The sequence below is a fragment of the Labilibaculum filiforme genome (assembly GCF_002843315.1).
Taxonomy (GTDB): domain Bacteria; phylum Bacteroidota; class Bacteroidia; order Bacteroidales; family Marinifilaceae; genus Labilibaculum; species Labilibaculum filiforme.
On the sequence record NZ_MVDD01000009.1, the window covers coordinates 14,098 to 38,650 of the forward strand.

The 24,553-nt window shown below is 36.9% G+C and carries 11 protein-coding genes; 6 read left to right on the plus strand and 5 right to left on the minus strand.

The features are described from left to right. Positions 1-76 precede the first annotated feature (76 nt). The gene (locus BZG02_RS12945; protein ID WP_101261863.1) at positions 77-2,704 is read right to left on the minus strand and encodes a T9SS type A sorting domain-containing protein; all 2,628 of its coding nucleotides are present in this window, start codon (positions 2,702-2,704) and stop codon (positions 77-79) included. 198 nt (positions 2,705-2,902) lie between these two features. Further along, complete coding sequence (locus tag BZG02_RS12950; protein ID WP_101261864.1) at positions 2,903-6,133, minus strand: DUF5060 domain-containing protein; 3,231 nt, start codon at positions 6,131-6,133, stop codon at positions 2,903-2,905. 1,198 nt (positions 6,134-7,331) lie between these two features. On the opposite strand from BZG02_RS12950, the gene BZG02_RS12960 reads away from it, so the two are divergent. The 4 genes from BZG02_RS12960 (at position 7,332) to BZG02_RS12975 (ending at position 16,351) form a co-directional block, all read left to right on the plus strand. Continuing rightward, on the plus strand, positions 7,332-8,990 hold the full coding sequence (locus BZG02_RS12960) for an L-lactate permease (RefSeq protein ID WP_101261866.1): 1,659 nt from the start codon (positions 7,332-7,334) through the stop codon (positions 8,988-8,990). Positions 8,991-9,134: 144 nt separating this feature from the next. Further along, positions 9,135-12,020, plus strand: coding sequence for an FAD-binding and (Fe-S)-binding domain-containing protein (locus tag BZG02_RS12965; RefSeq protein WP_101261867.1), 2,886 nt, complete (start codon positions 9,135-9,137; stop codon positions 12,018-12,020). Positions 12,021-12,176: 156 nt separating this feature from the next. Continuing rightward, complete coding sequence (locus BZG02_RS12970; RefSeq protein ID WP_101261868.1) at positions 12,177-15,005, plus strand: FAD-binding and (Fe-S)-binding domain-containing protein; 2,829 nt, start codon at positions 12,177-12,179, stop codon at positions 15,003-15,005. A gap of 110 nt (positions 15,006-15,115) precedes the next feature. Continuing rightward, on the plus strand, positions 15,116-16,351 hold the full coding sequence (locus BZG02_RS12975; protein WP_101261869.1) for a hypothetical protein: 1,236 nt from the start codon (positions 15,116-15,118) through the stop codon (positions 16,349-16,351). A gap of 504 nt (positions 16,352-16,855) precedes the next feature. Here BZG02_RS12975 and BZG02_RS12980 read toward each other — a convergent pair. Further along, entirely contained in the window at positions 16,856-20,347 is a 3,492-nt protein-coding gene (locus tag BZG02_RS12980) for a PPi-type phosphoenolpyruvate carboxykinase family protein (protein WP_101261870.1), read from the minus strand. 417 nt (positions 20,348-20,764) lie between these two features. Here BZG02_RS12980 and BZG02_RS12985 point away from each other — a divergent pair, with 417 nt between their 5' ends. Next, on the plus strand, positions 20,765-21,688 hold the full coding sequence (locus BZG02_RS12985; RefSeq protein WP_101261871.1) for a PfkB family carbohydrate kinase: 924 nt from the start codon (positions 20,765-20,767) through the stop codon (positions 21,686-21,688). A gap of 182 nt (positions 21,689-21,870) precedes the next feature. Here the strand turns inward: BZG02_RS12985 and pdxH are convergent, their stop codons facing one another. Further along, the gene (pdxH, locus tag BZG02_RS12990) at positions 21,871-22,509 is read right to left on the minus strand and encodes a pyridoxamine 5'-phosphate oxidase (protein WP_101261872.1); all 639 of its coding nucleotides are present in this window, start codon (positions 22,507-22,509) and stop codon (positions 21,871-21,873) included. Between the two features lie 11 nt (positions 22,510-22,520). Beyond that, positions 22,521-22,916, minus strand: coding sequence for a hypothetical protein (locus BZG02_RS12995; protein ID WP_101261873.1), 396 nt, complete (start codon positions 22,914-22,916; stop codon positions 22,521-22,523). 429 nt (positions 22,917-23,345) lie between these two features. Between BZG02_RS12995 and BZG02_RS13000 the strand changes: the two genes are divergently transcribed. Then, on the plus strand, positions 23,346-24,506 hold the full coding sequence (locus tag BZG02_RS13000; RefSeq protein WP_101261874.1) for an adenylate kinase: 1,161 nt from the start codon (positions 23,346-23,348) through the stop codon (positions 24,504-24,506). Positions 24,507-24,553 lie beyond the last annotated feature (47 nt).

Sequence of the window (24,553 nt, forward strand, 5' to 3'; positions counted from 1 at the left end):
ACATGGCAGGTACACAAAAAAAAAAGAGAATCCTTGCTGGCAGGGATTCTCTTCTTATTTAATGAATTAACTTATTTTATTTTTTCAATAATTTAACTGTTTGTACGCTTTTATTATTTCCAACTTGTAGCAGGTACAATCCGGGTGCGCAGTTGTTTTCAACAAATACTTCTATATCGCTAGTGTTACTTTGTACTGGCTGAGAGTAGACTAATTGTCCTTTTGTATCGTAAAGTTTTATAAAATTTACGTCAGCTCCACCAAAATTAATTTTAAAGCTATTTACAAATGGATTTGGTGATACTCTTACATTTTGATCCATCAAAGAAACACCTGTAGATGAGTCTAATGAAAGTGAAGTTTTGGTTTCATCGGAATCACTTACAAAATCAGATTCACCCTCATTTAATATAGTTGGATAAACAAATGAATTCTGTTTTGAAGACAAACTATTTGCCCTCTCACTATTGATATCAATAAAAGCTGTTTTTACAAGAATATTATCAGTATAAGCTCCTCCTGACAGACGAATCATAGCTTCTAACTTATAATTATTACCAAGCTCAAGCTGATCATCAAAAGCAATAGTTAAATCTGTTTCATTGGCGCCTGCCTCTGCAGATATTTTTTTATTCCCCAACCATGTTCCATTGGGCGATGTTAAAATAACTACAATATCTCTTTTTTCGGAAGTAGTATGTGCCACTCTTACAGTAAGTTCCCGATTTTGAACAAAGGAAGATGCTAAGTTTACAAATTCAATTTCTTCGATCACAGTAGCATCATCAGAAAAACTCCCATCGTCATCTGGAAATTGAGGGCGTTGTAAAGATGATCCACAAGTCCAATTGGAATTGCCTTTTTCAAAACAACCAGCATCAGGAGCAACCCCCTTATAATTATCAGTAATGCCATTTATATTTTTCCCAAAATCAATAGCTGCACTGCCATTCTTTAAGGAAAAGTTAGCTTGTGAAGCATTTACAAAAATATTATTAGGATTTGATATTAATTGATTCTTTATGAAAGATACACCAGACTCTAAACTCGGGTTTCCCCAATCTATTTCAGCTCTACTATCCAATATATTATTAACAAACTCAGAGCTTGAAATTTCACCCTTATTATCTCTATTCCAAACGTTAACTAATTTGTCGACATTCCAAACAGTATTATTATAATAATAACATTTTTTAATTTTAGATTTACGGGGTCCTAGATATACAAATGAACCTTGTTTTTCATCGGTTTGTATGTTGTATATTAAATTATGATGTACGGTATAATTCTCGGCTCCTTCAAGATAAAAAGCCACAACAAAGTTTTTTTTATCATTATATGAATGTAAAGTATTCATATCGTGAAATTTATTATAAGCAATTTCAGAACCCTTCATATCTACCGGCACACCCCAATTACCTCCATTGGTAATTTCAATAGAACCAGCATCTTGTCCCATTTTCATACAATCGTAAAAATCGCAATGTTTGATATCTGTTGCATTGTGAGTACGAATATGAAATCGCCCCGTAGAAGCAAAAGAACTATGGTTAACATCTAAATTCGACGATCCATTATAAATGGAAGATGTAAACATTCCCATCCAGCCATTGTTCTCGAAAAAGCAATTGCTCACTTCGTTATTATCTCCACTCTCATAACTTAAATGAGAGCCCCAGCCTCCATCAAAATAACAATTGCGAAAGATATTATTATTTCCCTTTACATATACACCACCCAACTCGGTATAAGAAGCGCTATAGTCTGGTCGCGTAAACCACCCTTTAGGATAATGAAAGGAACACCCATCTATTACACAATTGTTACTATTCTTTAATGCAATCGAAGCAGCCTTAATATGAATATTTTTTAGAGTTATATTGTTTTTTTCACTAATAAAAAAGGCTTGCTCACGTTTTTGAGCCTCTACTTCGGTATCCGAAGGTTTACCTCCTCCTGGTTTCCAAAAATAAAGTGTGTTATCCTGATAATACCACTCACCTGCTTTGCTTAATGCATTTAAATGAAGAATATATCCAACACCCCTTCCTACACATTTATCGTAACCATCAATCCAACTTTTTGTAATCATATCACAGGTTAAATCCTTGCCCGTAGAGCCTTTTATCTTCCCTGTAGGATTCACCCATGTCTTTCCGGATATCGCTCTAAAGTACCCCCCTTTCCAATAATTTGTTCCTCCATTAGGAGCAGTATCAAAAACTACTTTTCCTCCTGTTTTCACTTCTAGTGGTGCATAACCATCTTCAATGCTAAACATATCATCATTGTTCTTATCCGGATAACGAGCAATATGCTGATGCTTCCCTTTAAAGAACACTTGGGTAAACTCAGATTCCACATTTGAGAGTCTGGCCTTATAAATTTCACCAGAATATCGAGTCCAAGCAGATATAACGTCAGCTCCTGAAACTACTACAAATTCATTATTATAGGCTTCAAAAACCACATTGCTAACTTTCACACTTACCTTTTCGCGATAAGTACCTTTTCGCAAATAGCATTTATCACCTGCTATCATTACATCAGCCGCCTTCTGAATGGTTTTAAACGGCGCACCAAGAGTACCTGCATTTGAATCTAAACCATTGGGCGCTACAAAATAATTTTTTGCTAACAATGCTGTCGAAACAAACATCAAGTTAACAATTACTATAAGACATAAACAAACTAATTTTTTCATATTCGTTTTATTGAAAGATCTCGTAAACTATGTTAGTTTCATGATCTAATTTATCCTTTCACCTCAACTGCCTATTCTACACAAAAATCGCAAACATTTACAAAGCCTGCTAACCATAGCACATAAGATAAAATATCTATTAAAAAAGAAGGAAATCCCTTCAACAGGAATTTCCTTCTAAGAAAATTAAGCCTAAGCCTACTTTTTCAATAATTTAACTGTTTGTACGCTTTTATTATTTCCAACTTGTAGCAGGTACAATCCGGGTGCGCAGTTGTTTTCAACAAATACTTCTATATCGCTAGTGTTACTTTGTACTGGCTGAGAGTAGACTAATTGTCCTTTTGTATCGTAAAGTTTTATAAAATTTACGTCTGTTTGGTTCAAATACACCGTAAAATGATCGGTAAATGGATTGGGGAATACGCTCACCTTTTGTTCTGTAGGAGCCATTCCGCTTAATGCTCTGGAAGATGCCGATGCCGAAGCAGTAATATTTACGTATTCGTCATCGGTATTTGTATTTCCCGAATATCCGGTGCCTACTTTTCGGATGGCAGCTGTTAACTTATAGTTTGTTCCTGCTGAAGGCAAATCGCTTAAATGAATGGTTAAATCTACTTCGCTGCTTCCGGCTTCTACCGTTGCTTTTGCATTACCAAGCCATTTTCCCGATGGAGAGGTAAGAATGCCTACTACATCTCTTGTTTCGGCAGCATCGTAACGAATCGTTAATTTGATATTTTTCGATTGATCGTAGGATGCAGGCAAATACAATAATTCAACCTTATCTGTGGTAGCTGTTGGTGCTGTTTCATTATTGTTTGTACTAGCTCTTTTCGTTGTAATAACTAGTACTGGTTTAGTTCCGCTGGCTTCTTTGGTGTTAAAAGAAACATCGTTCCCCGAAGTTTGAGTCATTATCAAACTTAAATTTCCACCGGCAGATAGGGAGGAAGCATCTAAATTCCACGAGAAAGTCTGACCGGTAGTGTATGTTTTATCAAGTGTAGCTAAACTGGCACCTGCTGCTGGTTTATTACTCGACGATAGATTTGTTTCGGTCCAGTTATTAGTAGTTCCTTTTGTTACGCTTATTGGGCCACTGCCAGCATCGCTGCCAACGGTTAATTGAAGTACTGCACTTTCAATTTCCCCCTGAATGGAACTTAGGTCGAATTGTAAATATCCTACACGATTATTCGATTCAATTCTTAATTCGCTGGTGTTATATCTTGTTGTTCCTTGAAGATAAGCATCGTGAATAGGAGCTAAAGAAACTTCCTCGCCGGTAGTAGGGTCAGGTTCAACCGAGCCTACAGTAACTGTAGCAGTAGCTGTTTTGTTTCCATCCACCGATTTAACGGTAATAACTGCATTTCCTTTTGCTTTAGCAGTAACCAAACCAGATGCGTTTACTGTGGCTATAGAAGTATTGCTAGAGGTCCATGTTACTGATTTATTTAGCGCACTGGCAGGATAAATACTTGCTGTTAACTGTTGTTGATCGTTAACATTAGCCAACGAAACTGTATTTGTATTTAAGCTTACACTAAGTACGTTATCGCCATTTTCAACCTCTCCATTTGCGGTATGTCTATAATCGCTTGCTTGTACTAAAGCCACCCAATCGTTGTTGGTATCGGGCGAAGCACCAATAGAAACATTAGCACCTGCAATATTTGTTTTGCCATTGGTTAAAGCCCCGCCAGTACGAGGATTGTACCACTTTACATTGTAGGTTTTACCGGTTTTAAGTTGAACGGCAGCATCGCCGCCATTGGGAAGGTAAACGACATATATTGCTCCATCTTTATACAAGCACCAGCCTTTATTGGTTTTATTATCGTCACTTTTCATTTCCCAAAAAGGAACGTATTGATTAAAGAAATCTAAGGCTGCTTTAGCAAAACGCCAGCTTTTCTCACGCGTTCTAAAATCCTGACAACGCATATCGCTGCTGTTATACATTTTGTCATCTTTATCGGTACCATTAATAACTTTGGCGCCATAACCAAAGTAATATTCTACACCAGCACCGCCAGCCATTAAGTTTCCCCAAAGGGTTTCTTTTCTGATATTATTAATGTTTGGTGTTCCTGTAAAACTATCGTAAGGCACACCAATTTGTGCATTTCCTTGTTCATCGTTGGCTACTACCCATTTGTTATTGGTTTTGGCCGATTCTGTTACCCAATATTTGGTGTCGCCGTAAACTTGATCCCAATGCGTTTGAATGGAAATACCGGTTAGTTCCGATTTATTCCCAAGCATATTGGTATATACTTTTTTCTCATTACTCAATCCTGGCGCGGTATGCAATACCACATTACTTTTGTAAGGGTCGTTGTTTCTAAAATAGGCAATACATTTTTTTTGTTGATCTTCGGTTTGATTGGTATTGGAAAAATCGGCTCTTCCTTCTTCGCAAATATTCCAGTTTAAAGCATTGTGATGCGAAAAACGGGCTATTAGTTCTCTATAATATAACTTGCGGTTTGTTCCAAGATCTCCATTATCCAGTTGTAATTCATTTTCTGTTTCCTGCGTTTTAAAATGCAAATGCATTCCTTTTGCTTCCGCATGAGCCATTACAATTTCCCACTGATCTAGCTTCGAACAATCGTAAGAAGTCATTTTATTATTTGCAGTCCACATAAACACATTCTTATCATCTCCCTTTGGCGAGTTCATAGTTAGAAACGAAATGGTGTTCATTCCTTCAGATGATAAGTAATTAACCGCACCAATTAAACCTTTTCCCTTAGTACCTTGCCATGTAGGATTTCCTGTTTTCCAGTCCGATACATGTGGCCCCCACGATTTACGCAAGCCACCACTATTGGGCGTGTTGTCAAAATCTTCGTAGGCGAGTAAATTTTCTGGAGAATCGGCACCGGCTTTTAAAAACCACTCCCCATTGGCAAAACGTAAATGGTGCTCACCAACATATTCCAAACAACCTTTTGCTCTTAGGTCTGGTGCTGCTTTGTTGCTCGCGGCCACATTAAACGTACCTTTTACATTATCGATACCTGCAACAGCTGTGCCGGCTGTAATATTACCACTAACGGCTGCATTAGTTCCTTTACGAAAGCGTACGGTGTAATTCCAAGTACCTGTTTCGGATGGTGCAAAATGAATGCGCCAAATTTTACCCGAGCTTGCTCCTGTATTCGCCGCATTTCCATCGGCAGCAAAATAACCTGGTACGGTGTACGTTTTTGCACCTTTGGTAAAAATACCAGTCAATTCATACTCTAAGAACGGACTGGGATTATCGGTTTCGGAGACCTGAGGACCCACAATTTCCAGGGTCACTTTGTGCCACTGTTTAAGTTCTCCAGTAACGCTAACTTGCGCGGCAGCACTCGTTATACCAGCTATCATGATAGCTAGTACCACACTAAAACATTTAATTCTTTTCATGTAAATTTAAATAAATTGATAAATTAATAGTCACTTAACTCAATTGCATTATTAAGTAGTAGAACCACTATTTTATATAGTTGATTCTTTTTAAATTCTTGCTTGTGTATAATAGGGGATCCACTAAAAGTAAGACCTGTTGCACTCACCGACAGGCTCAAACAACGAGCGTAGTTCGGTTGCAATAGGTACTTTTCCTGGCGAAATTTAGTTTTGCTTAAGCCTTGGTAAACTAATTTTCCACTACCGTTTTTCTACAGAAATTCCGTTTTTTTTTTATTGCATTTGCATGGAATTATTTTGCAATCTTGCTGGTCTGCTTGGCCAGTTTCATGGAGGAGGTAATTTTTTTGAGTAGAAATTACGAGCTCTGGCTCGTTCCTCTCTTTTATGCTTCCTATATCAGTCATTTCCAGGAATTAAATAGTAAGTAGTAGTACAATTATATTTTTCTAGATGTTGAAAGTAGTAAATATATGTTAATAACTAAAAAATAAAGAAAGGAAAAAGTAAAGATTTTTATGATAACGCTGTGAAATACTAGTGTTTTGGGGGGTTAACTTAATGTCTAAATTATAGATAGATGGTGTTTTTTTCTTCCTTACGATTCTTATCATTTGCCTTCTAAATAAAGGGGAGTGCAAACCATTTCGAGGCCCCTTCATAATTCATCTGTTTTTGCTGTGTGAAACCGAACAGTTGTTCGAAACGGAACAGTTGTATTCTTGCTATTGCGCAATATTGAACACTTCCGAAATCGTTTTAAATGGGGTTTTCTGAAAACCTTTGCGTGCGCTAATCATCACACTTTCAGCGAATAATCGAATAGAAAGATTCTAAATAGCGAGAGTGTGAAATTCTTGGCATTCCTATTGGTTAGTGGTATTTCCAAATAAGAGCGGTTTCGCCAGCTTCTTTCCGAAAAAAAATAAGGAAATACGGCAATCGAAACAATTTACAAACCTATTGAGAACTTAAAACGAAGAATTATGGATTTCAATAATGAGAAGGTAGACATTAAAAAGAGTCTGAAAGATTTAAAACAAAAACTTACTGAATTAGATTGTTTAATGTACAACAATGCAATGAATGGGAAACTTAAAACATTAGATAATTCAATCATTGAAAAATATAGTAGATCTAACCCATTTACTAAAATCGATAACACAATTTGTAATTAAAACCTAAATTATTTTTTATGGACGCATTATTAGCTTTTTCGCCTATTTTATTAACCATCGTCCTGATGGTAGGCTTCAATTGGGGAGCAAAAAAGGCTTTACCTCTATCTTTATTACTTTCAGTAATAGTTGCTTTTGTAGTATGGGAAATTGATATCTTCCACATTATGGGATATTCTGTTTTTGGATTTTTAAAGGCATTGGATATTTTAATAATTATTTTTGGTGCAATTCTCATCTTAAATACGATGAAATTGTCTGGTGCCATGACAACCATTAATAATGGTTTTAGTGGAATTACCACCGATAGGAGAATACAGGCTATTATTATTGGTTTCATGTTTGGTGCATTTATTGAAGGTGCTGCCGGATTTGGTACTCCTGCTGCTTTGGCCGGTCCGTTGTTGGTTGGACTCGGATTCCCTCCTTTGGCGGCAGCAATGGTTGCTTTAATTTTTAACTCGGTTCCGGTTCCTTTTGGTGCTGTTGGTACTCCAATTAGTGGTGGTGCAATGGTTACTCTAGAGCAAAACTTGTCGAGTATAGGTGCAAGTCCGGAGGTTTTTAAATTGGCTTTAACGAAATGGATTGCGATCCCAAATGCTTTGGTAGGTATTTTTATTCCTTTGTTGGGAATCATGATTATGACTAAGTTTTTTGGAAAAGAAAAATCGATTAAACCTGCATTGGCAGCTGCTCCGTTTGCAATTTTTGCCGGACTGGCTTTTGCTATTCCTTATGTGTTAATCGCTTCTACTTTAGGTCCGGATCTTCCTTCTTTACTAGGTGCATTTATTGGTCTTGGTATTATTATTTTGGCGGCAAAGAATGGTTTCCTTATGCCTAAGGAATCATGGGATTTTCCTCCAAAATCGGAATGGGCTGCTAACTGGAAATCGAACGACAATGGTGGCGATACCGGAGAAGCTAAAATGGGCTTGGTAAAAGCATGGATGCCATATGTTTTAATTGCTGTTATATTGGTGGTAACACGTATTCCTTCTTTAGGATTAAAAGGATGGTTAGCGGCACAAACACTTACTTTATCCGATCTTTTTGGAATCGAAGGTTTAACCTACGTATTAAAATGGGCTTATTTGCCTGGAACGATTCCATTTATTTTGGTGGCTGTAATTACCAATTTCATGCATAAAATGACGATGAAGCAAGTGGTTACTTCCTGGAAAACTACTTTTAAACAAATTAGTGGTGCCGCTATTGCTTTATTTGCTGGAGTTGCAATGGTTCAATTAATGCTGAAATCGGGAACTAACGGCGCAGGTATGGATAGTATGCTAACTACAATGGCTACCGCTATTGCCGATTTATCAGGAAATGCATATCCAATTATCGCTCCTATTGTAGGTGTTTTAGGATCATTTATGTCGGGTTCGGCTACTGTTTCTAACTTGTTATTTGCTTCTCTGCAATTCGAAACAGCTACTATTTTAGGTATTCCTCAGGTATTAATTGTTTCGGTTCAAACTATTGGAGCTGCTTTAGGAAATATGATTTGTGTAAACAACGTGGTTGCAGTTTGTGCTACCGTTGGTTGTATTGGCGCCGAGGGAACAATTATTCGAAGAAATGCGATACCCGCTTTTATTTACTACTTAATGGTAATGGTAATTGTTGTGGTGTTAATTTCATCTGGTTTTAATCCACTACCACTATAAAATAGATTAGGAACCAAACTTTCGTTGCAACGAAAGTTTGGTTCGTTTTTAAAGACTGAAAACGTACATTTGTCATACAAGTTACCAATAAGGACAATCCTACTATCTTAGCTTGATATTGACAGCTAATAAAATTAAAGAAAGATGCTAAAAGGAGATTATAAGAAGTTCTATGATGAGATTAAATCTACCATAGAAAAGTCGCGATTATACACTGATGAAGTTAGAAATTTAGCTTATGGTACTGATGCTGGTTTTTATCGCTTAACACCTAAAATTGTTATTCGTGCGAAGGATGAGGCGGAGGTGCAAAAAGCGATTCTTTTGGCTAATAAGTACAATTTACCAGTTACTTTTCGTGCTGCAGGAACTAGTTTAGCCGGACAAGCTATTACGGATTCAATTCTTATTTTTGCAGGAAAAAACTGGACCAATTACGATGTTCTTAATAATGGAGAAGCAATTAGAATGCAACCGGGTATTGTTGGTGCTCGTGTGAACCAAATTCTTGCTCCTTATGGTCGTAAAATGGGGCCAGATCCAGCTTCGATAAATTCTGCCATGATTGGTGGTATTGTGATGAACAATGCATCTGGTATGAATTGTGGTACTCACGAGAATTCTTATAAAACAATTCTGTCCGCTCGTTTAATTTTTGCCGACGGTACTATTTTAGATACCGGAGATACTAAGAGTAAAGAGGAATTTAAAAAGACTCACGGTGATTTTATTCGCCAAATTGAAGAGATGCGAGATAAGGTGCGTGCCAACAAAAAATTGGCCGAGCGTATTCGTTTCAAATACAGTATAAAGAATACTACCGGACTTAGTATTAATCCTTTTATCGACTATACCGATCCTTTTCAAATTATTGTGAATTTGATGGTGGGTTCGGAAGGAACTTTGGCGTTTATGGCTGAATTAACGATGAAGTCTGTCGACAATCCTAAATTCAAAGCCAGTGCGATGATGTATTTTCCCGATATCGTGAATGCATGCGAGGCAGTGGTAACTATGAAACCAGGTCCTGTTGATGCTGCTGAACTGATTGATCGTATTGCTTTGCGTTCGGTAGAAAATGAGAGTGGTATTCCTGCTTTTGTCAAAGATTTTCCGGAAGGGGTAACAGCTGTTTTGGTTGAAACAATGGCAAATAATAAAAAGGATTTAGATAACAATATCAATGAAATTAGATCTCTTTTAAAGGATTATAAAACAGTTCGTCCTATCGAATTTACCGATAAGCCTGAGGAGTATTCTAAATATTGGAATATCCGCAAAGGTGTTTTTCCTGCAGTTGGTGGATTACGCGAAATTGGAACCACTTGTATTATCGAGGATGTTGCTTTTCACATTGAGGATTTGCCGGAAGCTACTGCTAAATTGCAGAAATTGATTGCCGACTATGGTTATAAGGGTGGGGTGATTTATGGTCATGCTTTGGAAGGGAATTTCCACTTTATCTTTAATCAGAATTTTGATAAGCCCGAAGAGCTGGAACAATATAAAAATTTCATGACTGCGGTGGATCACTTGGTGGTAGACGAGTATGATGGTTCTTTGAAAGCGGAACACGGCACCGGACGAAACATGGCTCCCTTTGTTGAGCATGAGTGGGGTACCGAAGCTTACCAGTTGATGAAAGAGGTTAAAAATCTTTTTGATCCTAAAAATTTATTGAATCCTGGTGTTATTATTAATGACGATCCGGAATGTAATATTAAGCATTTCAAAACATTAACTCCTGTTCACGAGTTGGTGGATATGTGTATTGAGTGTGGTTTCTGCGAAGTGAATTGTTTGACTGCTGGCTTTTCGCTTTCAGCACGTCAGCGTACTGTATTGCAACGTGAAATTAAACGATTAGAAATTACTCACGAAGATGATGAGCGCCTTAAGGAGTTGATTAAAAATTTCAAATATTTGGGTGAAGAAACCTGTGCTGGAGATGGGCTGTGTGCTACCTCTTGTCCTCTGGGGATTGATACTGGTAAGTACATTAAGTATTTAAGATCACTGGATATGGCAGGGGATAAAGCTCAAAAGTATAGCAAAATGGCCGCCGATAATTTGTATAAAATTGGTCCTGTTATTCGTGGTGGTCTTACATTTGTTAATGGTGTACATACCGTAATGGGTACCACTTTACTGGGTGCTGTTGCCGGTGGTTTTAGAACTTTAAGCGGTAATAACATTCCTTTGTGGACTTCCTCTATGCCTAAAGGAGCGAAAAAACCAGTTCCGCATCCTATTAATAAGGAAAATCCATTAAAAGTGGTGTATTTCCCATCTTGTATTTCTCAAACCATGGGACCTGCAAAAGGCGATCCTTACAAGGAATCATTACATAAGGTAACGCAAAAATTGTTGGAGAAAGCTGGTTATGAAGTGATTTTCCCTGAGAGAATGGCTAATTTATGTTGTGGTACGCCTTGGGAAAGTAAAGGATTGATTAAACAAGCCAATCAAAAATCTTCTGAATTGGAAGCTGCATTAGTAAAAGCTTCCGAGAATGGAAAATATCCTGTTCTATGTGATACTTCGCCATGTTTGTACCGAATGCGTAACGTAATGGATAAGACATTGAAACTTTATGAGCCGGTTGAATTTATTCATGAATTTTTAATGGACAAGCTAAACTTTAAAATAGTAGACGAGGTGGTGGCTATTCATTCCACTTGTACAACTACAAAAATGGGTTTAACTCCTATTTTAAAAGAGGTTGCAGAGGCATGTGCTAAGCACGTAATTTTACCTGCCGAAGTGGGTTGTTGTGGTTTTGCCGGCGATAGAGGTTTTAACTTTCCTGAAGTAAATAAATATGCACTTCGAAATCTTCATCCTGTAATTGCGAAAGAAAAAGTAGTAGCTGGTTATTCTAATAGTAGAACTTGCGAAATAGGATTAAGCCACAATGGTGGTGTGCCTTATCAGTCTATTATTTACTTGGTGGATCGTGTTACAACACCAAAAGCGGAGAAAGTTAATTACAAGAAAAAAAAGGCGGAAAAACAAATGGCTGCTATTTAATGCCAACATATTTATTCGTTGTAAGATGATAAAGAATTGAATTTTTTTACGGGCTGAAAAGGAAAAGAGAAGAGAGGCTTGATTACCTTTTTAGCTTGTAGAAAGATTTTGGGAAGGATAGTTTAGTTCATATTTGATAATTGAAATAAAAAAAATATGCTGACAGGAGAATATAAAATTTTACATGAACGATTACTGAAAACAATCGATAAAAATAGGATGTTTCACGACCCTCTTCATACGCTTGCGTGGGGAACCGATGCAAGCTTTTACCGACTAATACCCAAACTGGTTGTAAAGTCGAAAAGTGAGGAAGAGGTTAGTTTAATCATGCGGGAATGTCACGATCTAAATCTTCCGGTTACTTATCGTGCCGCAGGAACTAGTTTATCGGGACAGGCAATTAGCGATTCGGTTTTAGTAGTAGCAGGAGAGCATTGGAAAAAGCATACCATACTCGATAAAGGGGAGAAAATTCGTTTGCAACCTGGTATTACCGGGGCTCGTGCAAATGCTTTACTGGCACGTTATGGAAAGAAAATTGGACCCGATCCGGCTTCTATTAATGCAGCTATGATTGGTGGTATTGCTGCCAATAATGCATCGGGAATGTGCTGTGGAACTTCTGAAAATTCATATAAAACCATCGATTCTATTCGTGTTATTTTGCACGATGGAACCGTTTTGGATACTTCTTGTAAGGATAGTATTGCTTCCTTTAAAAATACTCATTTAGATATGCTAAAGAGTATTGCGCAATTGGCAAAAGAGGTTCGGGATAATAAGACTTTGGATGCCCGGATTCGTGAAAAATTCAAAATGAAGAATACGACTGGTTACAGTCTGAATGCTTTGGTGGATTATAAGGATCCAATTGATATTTTAACGCATCTTATGATTGGTTCGGAGGGAACGCTCGGATTTATTTCTGAGGTAGTGTACCGAACTGTAATTGAACACAAGTTTAAGGCTAGTTCTTTAATGGTTTATCCAGATATTGAGAAGGCTTGCAGAGCGGTTTCTATTTTAAAATCGAAGCCGGTTGCTGCGGTCGAATTAATGGATAGAGCGGCATTGCGTTCCGTAGAGAACGACGATGGGGTTCCTGCTTATTTAAAAACGCTCTCGGAAGGTGCATCTGCAATTTTGGTGGAAACCAGAGCCGAGGATGCTAATAAATTAGAGGAGCAAATTACAATTATTAAAAAAGCAGTTCACGAGATTCCTGTCGAAATTCCTATCGAGTTTACTGATGTTCCTGCTGAATTTGCGATGCTTTGGAAAATCCGCAAAGGTTTGCTGCCAACGGTTGGCGGTATGCGAAAGGTGGGCACAACGGTTATTATCGAAGATGTTTGCTTTCCTGTACCTAAGTTGGCCGAGGCTACTTTAGATCTTCAGGATTTGTTTAAAAAATACAAGTATTCGGAAGCGGTGATTTTTGGTCACGCTTTGGAAGGAAATTTACATTTTGTGTTTACTCAGGATTTTGGAACGCAGTCGGAAATCGATCGTTATGCAAAATTCATGGATGAATTGGCCGATTTGGTGGTAGGACGCTACGATGGTGCTTTGAAAGCAGAGCACGGAACCGGACGAAACATGGCTCCTTATGTGGAAATGGAGTGGGGTACCGATGCCTATAATTTGATGAAGAAAATTAAGGCGATTTTCGATCCTCATTTTCTAATTAATCCAGGAGTTATCCTAAATACCGATAAACAAGCACACTTAAAGGATTTAAAACCTCTGCCAGCTGCTCATGAGAAAATTGATCAGTGCATGGAGTGTGGATTTTGCGAGCCAGCTTGTGTTTCGCACAACCTTACTTTAAGCCCTCGCCAAAGAATTGCTGCCTATCGCGAAATTACTCGTTTGAAAGCCTCCGGAGAGACTCCTCACGTGTTAGCAAGTATGGTGAAACAATTCGACTACGAAGCCTTACAAATGTGCGCTACCGATAGCTTGTGTGCACTAAGTTGTCCGGTAAAGATTGATACCGGAAAATTGGTGAAAGATCTTCGGGCCGATGATGCATCGCCAAAAGCAAAGAAATATGCCATGTGGTGTGCCGATAATATGGATAAAGTGCAGTCTTATGCAAAGGCAGGATTAAATACCGTTAATTTCTTTCATTCAATTTTAGGATCGGGATTGATGGGTGGTATTGCCGGTGGTATGCGTACTTTATCGGGGAATACAATTCCTCGTTGGACCAAAGCATTTCCAAAAGGAGCACCTAAAATTGTACCTCCTGCTGTAAATAAAAGCAATCCTAAAAAAGTAGTTTACTTTCCTTCTTGTATTAATCGCAGTATGGGAACATCGAAAGATTACGACGAGAAAGTTGCTTTAACCATTAAAATGGAGTTGTTGATTCAAAAGGCGGGATATGAAATTATCTATCCTGAGGATTTAAACAATCATTGCTGTGGCATGGCATTCTTGAGTAAAGGCTTTAAAGAAGCTGGAATGAAGAAGTCTAACAGTTTGGAGGCTGCTCTAAAAAAAGCAAGCAATAACGGAGAGTATCCCATTCTTTGCGACATGAGTCCTTGCTTGTATACCATGAAAGAAAATATGGAATCGCGCTTAAAATTGTACGAACCAATTGAATTTATCATGGATCACTTAAAAGATCATTTGAATTTTAAACCAGTGGACGAAACCGTTTCGGTATTTGCTGTCTGTTCTGCTAAAAAATTAGGTGTGGAAGATAAATTAGTCGATTTGGCTAAACTTTGTGCTAAAAATGTGGTGAAACCAGACACTAACTGTTGTGGCTTTGCTGGCGATAGAGGTTTTACTCACTCCGAATTGAATGATCATGGATTGCGGGATCTTAAAATTCAGCATCCGGCCGAAGTAAAGCATGGTTATTCAACCAGTAGAACTTGCGAAATAGGATTGACCCTAAATAGTGGAGTTTCTTATCAATCAATTGTTTATTTGGTGGATAGGGCAACTACTGCTAAAAGAAAATAAAAGTTAATAATCACTATGATGGAAACAGTCATGATCTTTTATTTAGAGATTGTGCTTCGAACGAGTAGAATGATCATGTTTTGTTTCAATTTTAAAAACCCAAAATTAAGATGAAAAAAGTATTTTTGATGTTCCTAGGACTTCTGCCTTTAGTTGGCATGGCTCAAAAAGCTGATGAGGTAAAAGTTAAATTGAGTGGTTTTGTATCAGCTCAAGGATTATTTGATTCAAGAAAGACAGTTAGTGCACGTGAAGGGGATGTACTTCTTTACCCGGCGGCAAAATTGTATGACGCTAATGGAGAAGATATAAATGACCGTTCTGAATTGTTTATGACGACTGTTGATTCAAGATTAAGTGTTGGTGTTTCTGGTTTTGAAGCTTTCGGAGCTAAAGGATCGGCCACAGTTGAAGGTGACTTTGTGAGCACAACTAACGGAACAACAGGATTGTTTCGTTTAAGACATGCATTCGTTAAATTAGATTGGGAAAAAGATCAGATTTTATTGGGTAAAACTTGGCATCCAATGTTTGTAACTTCATGTTATCCTGATGTATTGCATTGGAATGCAGGATTGCCATTTCATGTATTGGCAAGAGCTCCTCAGTTCAGATATACCCGTAAATTAGGCGATAAAGGTTATGCATTTATTGCTGCATTATCCGAAATGGATGCTAAATCAACGGGGCCTAATGGTGCTAGTGTTGAGTATGTTCAGCAAGCTGGTATTCCTGAATTTTCAGCACAGGTGAAGTACGATTTTGCAAAAGGATTTACTTTGGGTGCAACAGCAGGTTATAAATTTTTGAAGCCTATGGTTGTAAATTCAGCAGGTTTAAAAACCGACGAAATGTTGAGCAGCTTCCAAATGAACGCTTGGATGACTGTTAAAACAGAGAAATTGGTTTGGAACGTACAAACAATTTATGGACAGAACATGTACAATTTTGTAATGTTGGGTGGTTATGGTGTTAAAAATGTAAAAGCGAATGGCGATTACGAATATACCAATATTAAGACATCATCTATTTGGTCCGATGTACATACAACAACAGGTAATGTGCGTTACGGATTATTTGCAGGTTATACCAAAAACTTAGGTGCTGATGACAATTTAGCAATGGATGGTGGTAGTATTGTTGGTTTGTATAGCCGTGGTGGAGATATCGATTATGCATATCAGGTTGGTCCAAGAATTGAATTTTATTCTGGAAAATTCATGATTGGTGCACAAGTTCTTTATACTGCTGCAGCTTACGGAACAACTCAAATTAACGGTAAGGTTGCCGACTCAGATGAGGTTGCAAGTACCCGTTCAGGGGTGTACGTTAAATATTCTTTCTAAGAATATAAAATTAATTTAGAAAGCCTGTTTTTCAATTTTAATGGTTAAGAAACAAATTTGTTCCTTAATTTTTTATTTAGCTCCGATTATTAATCGGAGCTTTTTTTATATTATATGCAGCAGGCATATTGCATATGTATTTATTTTACTGACTTTCATAATTATTGTATTTTATTAAAATGCCTACTGCTTACTGATTAAAACAATTACTTCTATTCATTTTGTATTGTAATTTATTATTATGAAGTGTTTGGAATTAGTTTAAAGAGAGGGAAATGTTACAAAATGTTAAAATATTTGAATATTTTTTTTATCTTTATTAGCGGGTTATTACTGAGAGGTAGTACCTCGTAAAGGTTCAGTCGAAAGACTGGTTAGTAGGTTAATTAACCCTTTAGAATTGTTGCCCGTGATTCCCCTATATCACGGGCATTAATTTTTTTATTCATCGCATAAAAAAAGGGAACTCTAAAAGAGTTCCCTATTATTTTTATCGAATTTGGCTTAGGCTTTAAATAAAGGATCTGCCCCAATTGTACCTACTAATCCTTGTAGATATTCTTCTGTTTTAACATGTTTCAGCTCTTGTTTAGCTTTTAACAAACGTTCTTCCAAGTGCAACTCGCCATTCCATTCCGCATTTATCTTATTGGCCATGAAAGCTTCTAAGTAAACAATTTGCTTGGTATAGAAATTGATATCTATTTGTTGCTTATTTTTCAAACGAGCTTTGTACCATGAAGAGTTAATTACTAAATCGCGGTCGAATTGCTTACGTAATTCAGGATCACTGATTTCTTTCCCTTCATACTCACCATATGCCATAATACTTAAAAGAATTTGCAATGGCGGTATCGCTGCCGAAACACTATTGTCTTTAAAGTAGTTGATTGCAACTTTTTTCTGTGCTTCTACAATATTCTTGATTCCATCTGCATAAGCTTCCATATCCTGAATTTCAGGTTTCAACATTCTTTCATTGAAAACATTCTGGGGCTCATCAAAAATACGGTTCATATAACGGAAAAGGAACTCTTCGGTGATACGATATCCTAAACGACTGGCATGAATTTTCTCGCCTTCGTATTCAAAATCAGATAGTTTCTCAAGAGAACCTTCCTGAATTAATAGTTTAGGATCGCGATTTTCTTCTTTCAATCGACACCAAAGTTCTGGAATCAATAAGGAAACATCATGATCGAATCTGTTCTCTGTTCCTACGTGACCTGCTGCTGATGAGAATCCTTGATATCCGGTAAGGATATAAGAAAGCAAAGCATTATTCAAATCGGTGGTTGGAGACAACATATTAAAAGGTCCTTTTGTTAAAGCGCCTTCGGAACCTGCTCCGGTAGTTGAAGGAGATTTTCCAGTCAAACTACAAATAAAATCCATAAACAATTCAGGCAATTCCTGATAGTGAACTGGATTATAAACACTCAATGCACGAATACCTGCTGCTTTATCGGCAGGGTTATTTCTACGTCCGGGTAAAACTGCATTTACTGGATGATGCACTGGTTGATCCAAAGGAATTCTTCTGGCTAAACGAATACCAATTTCGGCCAAACGATCATCAACAGGATTTACCAAGTCTGGTCTAATTTGCAGGTAACGTGGATTTTGAGATGGTTTTCCGTCTACAATTCGAGTGTGAGATGGGGAAATAAAGTAGTTCGACTTCTTGCTCTCGGCTCCTTGACGAATAATTTCCTTAATTGGTTTTGTATACAAATCGAAACCAATTGCATCGGCTAACAATTCCTTACCATCTTCGCGGGTAAGAGGCTCGTAGTTCGATGTAAAGTTATTTCTCATCGAAAGATCTGCTTCTGCTTCCTTATCGTATCCTCGGTGAACTGCTTCATCAGGACGCTGGAAAAAGCGTTTCTCGCAATTGGTAGTAATCTTAACACTCTTATTGTCGTAAGATTCATTTAGGAAATTCAAGCGACTTGCAGGAAGCACAACAGAAGCTGTAATATCATCCTCCATTTGTATTTTGGCTGCCGCAATAAAATCCTGACGAAGTTTATTCAAATACCACGATTTATCGCCGGCAAAACCTACTCGTAGGTAACTGGCTACAATTTTACGATTGTTGAATAGTAATTCGTGACCTTTTCTGCCATTAATAACATCCACCGAGAAATAATCTCTCCAGCTACTGTCTGTTCTTTCCGGACGATAGAATCTCTTCACAAAAAGAACCAATGCTTTCACATGATCAGGAATGGAATTTAAAAATTCATTATATTCTGTTGTATAATATTTCGATGGAGTTAACAATTTTACCACCGAGCCTAATGATCGATCCGAACTTAAAAGAGATCTGGCAGGAACAGTTCTGTTTGGAGCATCATTCCAACGTTTTGTATAATCGTGATTAATTACTTTATCAGCAAGATTAAAATCTTTTTCCATGTCTTGGATATAGAAAGAGCTATATAAAATTGCATTAAGTAAGGATTTTGAAATTTCTGACTTTCCACCACCAGATACGGTACATGGTTTGTGGCAGAATGTACCTTCTGCAAAGGTACTCACCAATCTCCACGATGGGGCAGTTGGATGTTTTTCCATATGCAATTTGTATCCGGATGGATGCACATAGAAATGACCTGGAACTAAACGAATAGATTGCTCTTTTCCATCTTTGGTCCAGCTTATTGTGCTTTTATAAAGATCGACATTGGAATTTTCGTTAATGTAATAGATGTTTGGATTCTCCTTATCAATAGCAAAACCCTCAGGATGCAATTCCATTGTTTCGCCATATTGTTTCGCCATTTCATCGTAACTGTATTGTTTTTTCAATACGTTTTTCATGAAAAGAGCTCCACTAAAGCTATCTCCCAAATTTTTACGTGGAAATGCAATAGCACCACCCGAATGTTCTTCTTCAGCTAAACCGTAAAGGTTAGCCGAGTAACTAATTTGAGTTTTAATTTCTTTTTTAGAATATCCAAAGTAGTTGTCTGCAATTAAGGTAATTACGATGCCTTTTTCGCTGCGGCAGGTTAGCTTAAATGCATTTCCATTGTTGTACAACTCATTTTCATCTTTCCAGCAAACGCCATCATTTCTTTCGCGCTCGGTAGCATCGTCGTAATGAGGTAAACCAAGATCTTTTTTCTTTAGTTCTAATAATTGAGGAGCCAAAACAATACATCCGGTATGACCGGTCCAGTGTTCAATATCCAAACCAGCATCATTAGCAGGTTGGTTAGGGTCGCCGGCATTTCCAAAAATGGATTCAACAAAATCCAAGTTACTTACTAAGCTGCCAGGAGCAAAGAAGCGAACTTCCATCGATTTTTGACTGATGATTCCTTTTACTTCCGGACATACTATCGGACGTAGTAAAAGAGAAACCATTATTTCGGCTTTCTTTTCTTGGGTTGCTGTAAATGGAATTTGTTTCAATTCTGAGCTAGGCGAAAAAGCGGCTTGTAAAAATTTACCAAATGCTTTTTTAGGCAACTCAATTTTATCTAAAGGTACTGGCAAACTTCCTCCTACGATATGAAAAGAACCGCTTGTAGTTCTTCTGTCGTGTTTTGGATTGTGCAGTACTCCTTGTTTTATTCTGTAAGAGCTTAGTAAGTCTGTAATGTGTTCATCTTTGTCTGGAGGAAGACTTAGTTCTCTGGCTATTCCGGGTTGATCAAGAATAAAGGTCGAACTAGGAAGTTTTGCAACTTCTGTTTCAACATCTTCCAAATACTCGTTTAAGAAGTTTTGGATACGTTGATCTACCGGACATAAATGATCCGCCAATAATCGTGCTTGGGCACGATAATTTTTTATTAAACTATCGGTTAGCTTAATAAATTTTGGGTCGGATAATTGGTTTTTTTCTTCTTCGAAGTTTTCTGTAAAAATAGGCTGACCCATCGCTGCCAGCTGAAGGTTGATATAACGAATCAAATCTTTTTGATCAATTTTAGACTCCTTCGATTTAATTTCAATTTTGCTTGGGTTGTTACTTTGCATATGTCTCCAATTTATTTTTTGCTTAGGGAATGACGAAACCAAATTTACTTATTTTTTCTTGTTGTAAAAATTCGCATAAACCTTACTATCGTTAAGCTCTATTCAATTTAACCTTACTTTTTCATACAGGCCTTAATTGTACGAAGCGAAAACGTTTTAACTATGAAGGTTTTCCCGTAATTTAGAACTGTTCTAAATTATATAATTTTTGAAACTCTTCATAACTAATTGATGATTATTTTTTGCTCATCAGCAATTAATTATTAGTTATTTGATTTTTGAATTGGACAACTCTAAATGGAAATAATGTTTTTCTATTTTATGGAATCTGTTTGCTGGCTTTCGAAGCTCATATTGGAGATTGAATTTGTATCTTGTCCACCTTAATCAGAAAATATATCTAACAGAAAAATATAGATGAGAAAAGTATATACCATAGGCGATTGTGTTTTGGATTTGTTTTTTGAAAACGACTCTCCCGTAGAAGCAAAACCAGGTGGTTCTTTCCTAAATTCATCGGTTTCATTAGGGCGGTTAGGGGTTAATGTTTCTTTAATTAGCGAGTTGGGAACAGATAGGGTTGGAAAACAAATTAAAAAATTTTTATTGGAAAATGGTGTAGATATTAAACATATATCCTATTTCTCAGATACGAATTCTAATTTGGCTTTGGCATTTCTGGATGAAAATAAAAATGCAGATTATTCTTTTTATAAAACTCGAAAAGGACTTCCCGACACCATCGTATTTCCGAAGGATGTTCGAAAGGATGATATTATTCTTTTCGGATCTTTTTTAGCAGTTAAAAAGGAGTTTCGTACTTCTTTAACGGAATTTTTACAGGAATGTAAGGAGAGAGGAGCTTTAATTATTTACGATCCAAATTTTAGAACACAGCATTTACCTATGTTGCAGGAAGTTTTGCCTTATATAAAAGAGAATATGGCCTTGGCAAATGTCGTAAAAGCTTCGAATGAGGATTTTGAGCTGATTTGTAAAATGGAGAGTTCAGATCAGGCTTATCAGTGGATGAAATCTTTTTCGGATGCAACGCTGATCTATACGGCAAATAAAAAGGGTTTGGCGATTTATAATCAGGAAAAATATGTTTTTGAAGTCCCAGCAATAAATCCTGTTAGTACGGTTGGAGCGGGCGATACTGTAAATGCAGCAATTGCTTTTGTTTTGGTTCGTAACGATATTAAAACCTCCGATTTACAAAGTTTGTCGCAAACTAATATTACTGATTTAGCAAGAATTGCAACTATATTTTCTCAAGACGTTTGTATGATTTATGATAATTTTTTACCGATTGCTACTGCGGATAGGTATAGGTTATAAAAAAAGCACCTCCTTTACAACAAAAAGGAGGTGTTTTTAACTACATACATATTTCTGAATAGAAACAACGGACATTGTTTCTACCCTTTAGTTCTTATTTTAATAAAAAGGTAACCCTGAAAAAGTATTTTTTTTTAGATTTTTGTATAAAAGCAGTATAATTGTTGATAAAAGTGTGGTTTTTATGGAGCAAGCCTTCTCGAAGTCCAAATTTTATTTTTGAAATTGTATTCAATCCGGTCATTTAATCGGTTCTCTCGTCCTTGCCAAAATTCAAATAGATCAGGAATAAGACGATAGCCTCCCCAGAAATCTGGTCTGGAAAATTGAGTGCCATTTTCGGCAACAAATTTTTCAACCATTTGAGTTAAAACTTCCCTACTTTCAATTTCATTACTTTGTGGAGATATGGAAGCAGCTGTTCGGCTGCCAATAGGTCTTTCGAAAAAATATTCATCCGATAAATGAGCTTCTAATTTTTCAATTTTTCCTTCAATGCGAACCTGTCTTTCTAATTCCGGCCAGAAAAACACCAAGGCACCCGATGGATTTCCTTTAATATCGATTCCTTTTCGACTATTGTAATTGGTGAAAAAACAGAAGCCTTTTTCATTGTATTCTTTTAAAAGTAGAATTCTTGCCGAAGCTCTATTGTCGGAAGAAACGGTGGCTAATGTCATAGCGTTGGCATCCGGAAGTTCTAAGTTTACCGCCTGTTTAAACCAAGTTTGGAACTGAATAAATGGATTGGAGTGCATATCCGATTCATTTAGAGTTCCCTCAATATATTCATGTCTCAGTTTCTTAAAATCCTTTTTCATTCGTCTGTTATTTAACTATTTGGATTCTGTAATATGTTTGGCTGAATACTTAAACCGGTATAGTTGATGTAATATTGACCACCTTTCGTTGGATGTTGCATTTCATTTTCATCTTGAGTATCTGCATTAGCAACACCAACATGCGCAAATAAAATTTTAGCCTTGTGTTTATCGGCATGTTGGATAATTTCTTCGGCAGCAGAAGATGATAGGGAACCAATATCTGGATAGGTACTGGTTTTCACCACAATAAAATGTAATTCATCATCTTTTGTAGCTAAAATTTGAGGGTTTTTTTCAAATTCAATATTCACCGACAATATTTTAAACTCCTCTTTTATATGTTTGTAAACCCACTTAATTCCCAATTCGTGCAGTTCCGAACCACTCAGTCTATTTCCTTTCATTTCTATGTTCTGTTCAAATTCAAATACGAATATCTTCTTTAATTAAAACAATTCCAAATAGAATAGTTTCGGATGTTCAATTTATGGATGAAGATAGGCGCAGCAGTTCGCACAGGAGTATTCTTTCCTGTCGGTACCAATACCAGCAGGATGGATAAATTCCAGTTGTTGACTCGTAAAGGTCATCTGTATTGAATCGGACTTTTCTTTGGCGGTAATTTCAAGGTTTTAGTTATTTTTTGTCTCCATAACTGCAAGTTTGATGTATGGCGTTTGCGGAGCTACATCCTTTTAGATCATCTTCTATCAATAAAATCAGAAGGAGATAAATAGGAATATATCTTGATCTTAATTAGTTTATGTATTACATTGTAGAATAAATCAAGACTTTGAAGTCATTCAATAAATTATACTCTTAATATATTTTATATGCTGAATATTGCATTGTTTGGTCCCCCGGGTGCTGGTAAAGGCACTCAATCCGAGTTTCTCATTAAAAAGTACAACCTTTTTTATATATCTACTGGCGATTTGTTGCGAAAAGAGATTGCGAATAAGACTAAATTAGGTCTCGAAGCGCAAAGTATTATTGCCTCGGGAGGTTTGGTTTCCGATGAGATTATTGTTCAAATCATTGAAAAAACAATAACTGAAAATCCTGATTCTAACGGATTTTTATTCGATGGTTTTCCAAGAACCTACATTCAGGCGTATATTTTGGAAGGGTTAATGATAAAGCTGAATACTTCCTTAAATTGTTTAATTAGTCTGGAAGTGGAAGAGGAAGTTTCGGTATCGCGATTAATGGATAGAGGAAAAACTTCAGGCAGAACCGACGATAACGAAATTGTGATTCGGAACCGACTGAAGGAGTACAATGAAAAAACACTTCCGGTGTTACAGTTTTATAAAGATAAAGGAGTGTATTTTGGATTGCAGGGCGATCAATCTATCGAGAAGGTGAATGGAAACATCGAGCAAATAATAAAAACGGAATTAAGTAAGAGTCTGTTCAATTTAGTATTGTTTGGATATCCAGGGTCGGGAAGAGGTTCTTTGGGAATTGCTTTGGCCAAAAAATACGAGTTGGAATATGTTGCCACCGGGCAAATGCTCGATCAGGAAATTCAGAAAGGCAGCGAAATAGGAAAACGAATTATCGATTTGTATGAAAATGGAGAATTGGTTCCCGATGAGATCGTGGTGCAACTAATCGAAAAGAAAATTGCAAATTCAAAGGGCGTGAATGGCTTTATTTTTAAAGGATTTCCGCGCACATTGGTTCAGTCGTACATTTTAGATGGTTTGCTGAAAAAACACGGTTCTGCTATTTCTCAAATTATCGAAATTGAAGTGCCTACTTTAGAATTAATTAGCCGTTTGGATAAAAGGAGTAAAACAGATCGTTGTATGCCTTACGACAGTAATACCTCTAAAATTGTGAAGCGACTGCAGGAACATGAAATAAAAACGGTGCCGGTAATTGAAAAATACAATCAACTGCACGGTGTTTTAAAAATAGATGGTGTAGGCGGGGTTGATGAAGTTTTTGAACGGATTTGTAAAAATATAAAGAATAGTATATTGTAATTGAAGGCTATGAATATGAAACGAGCATGTAAAAAGGATTACATACA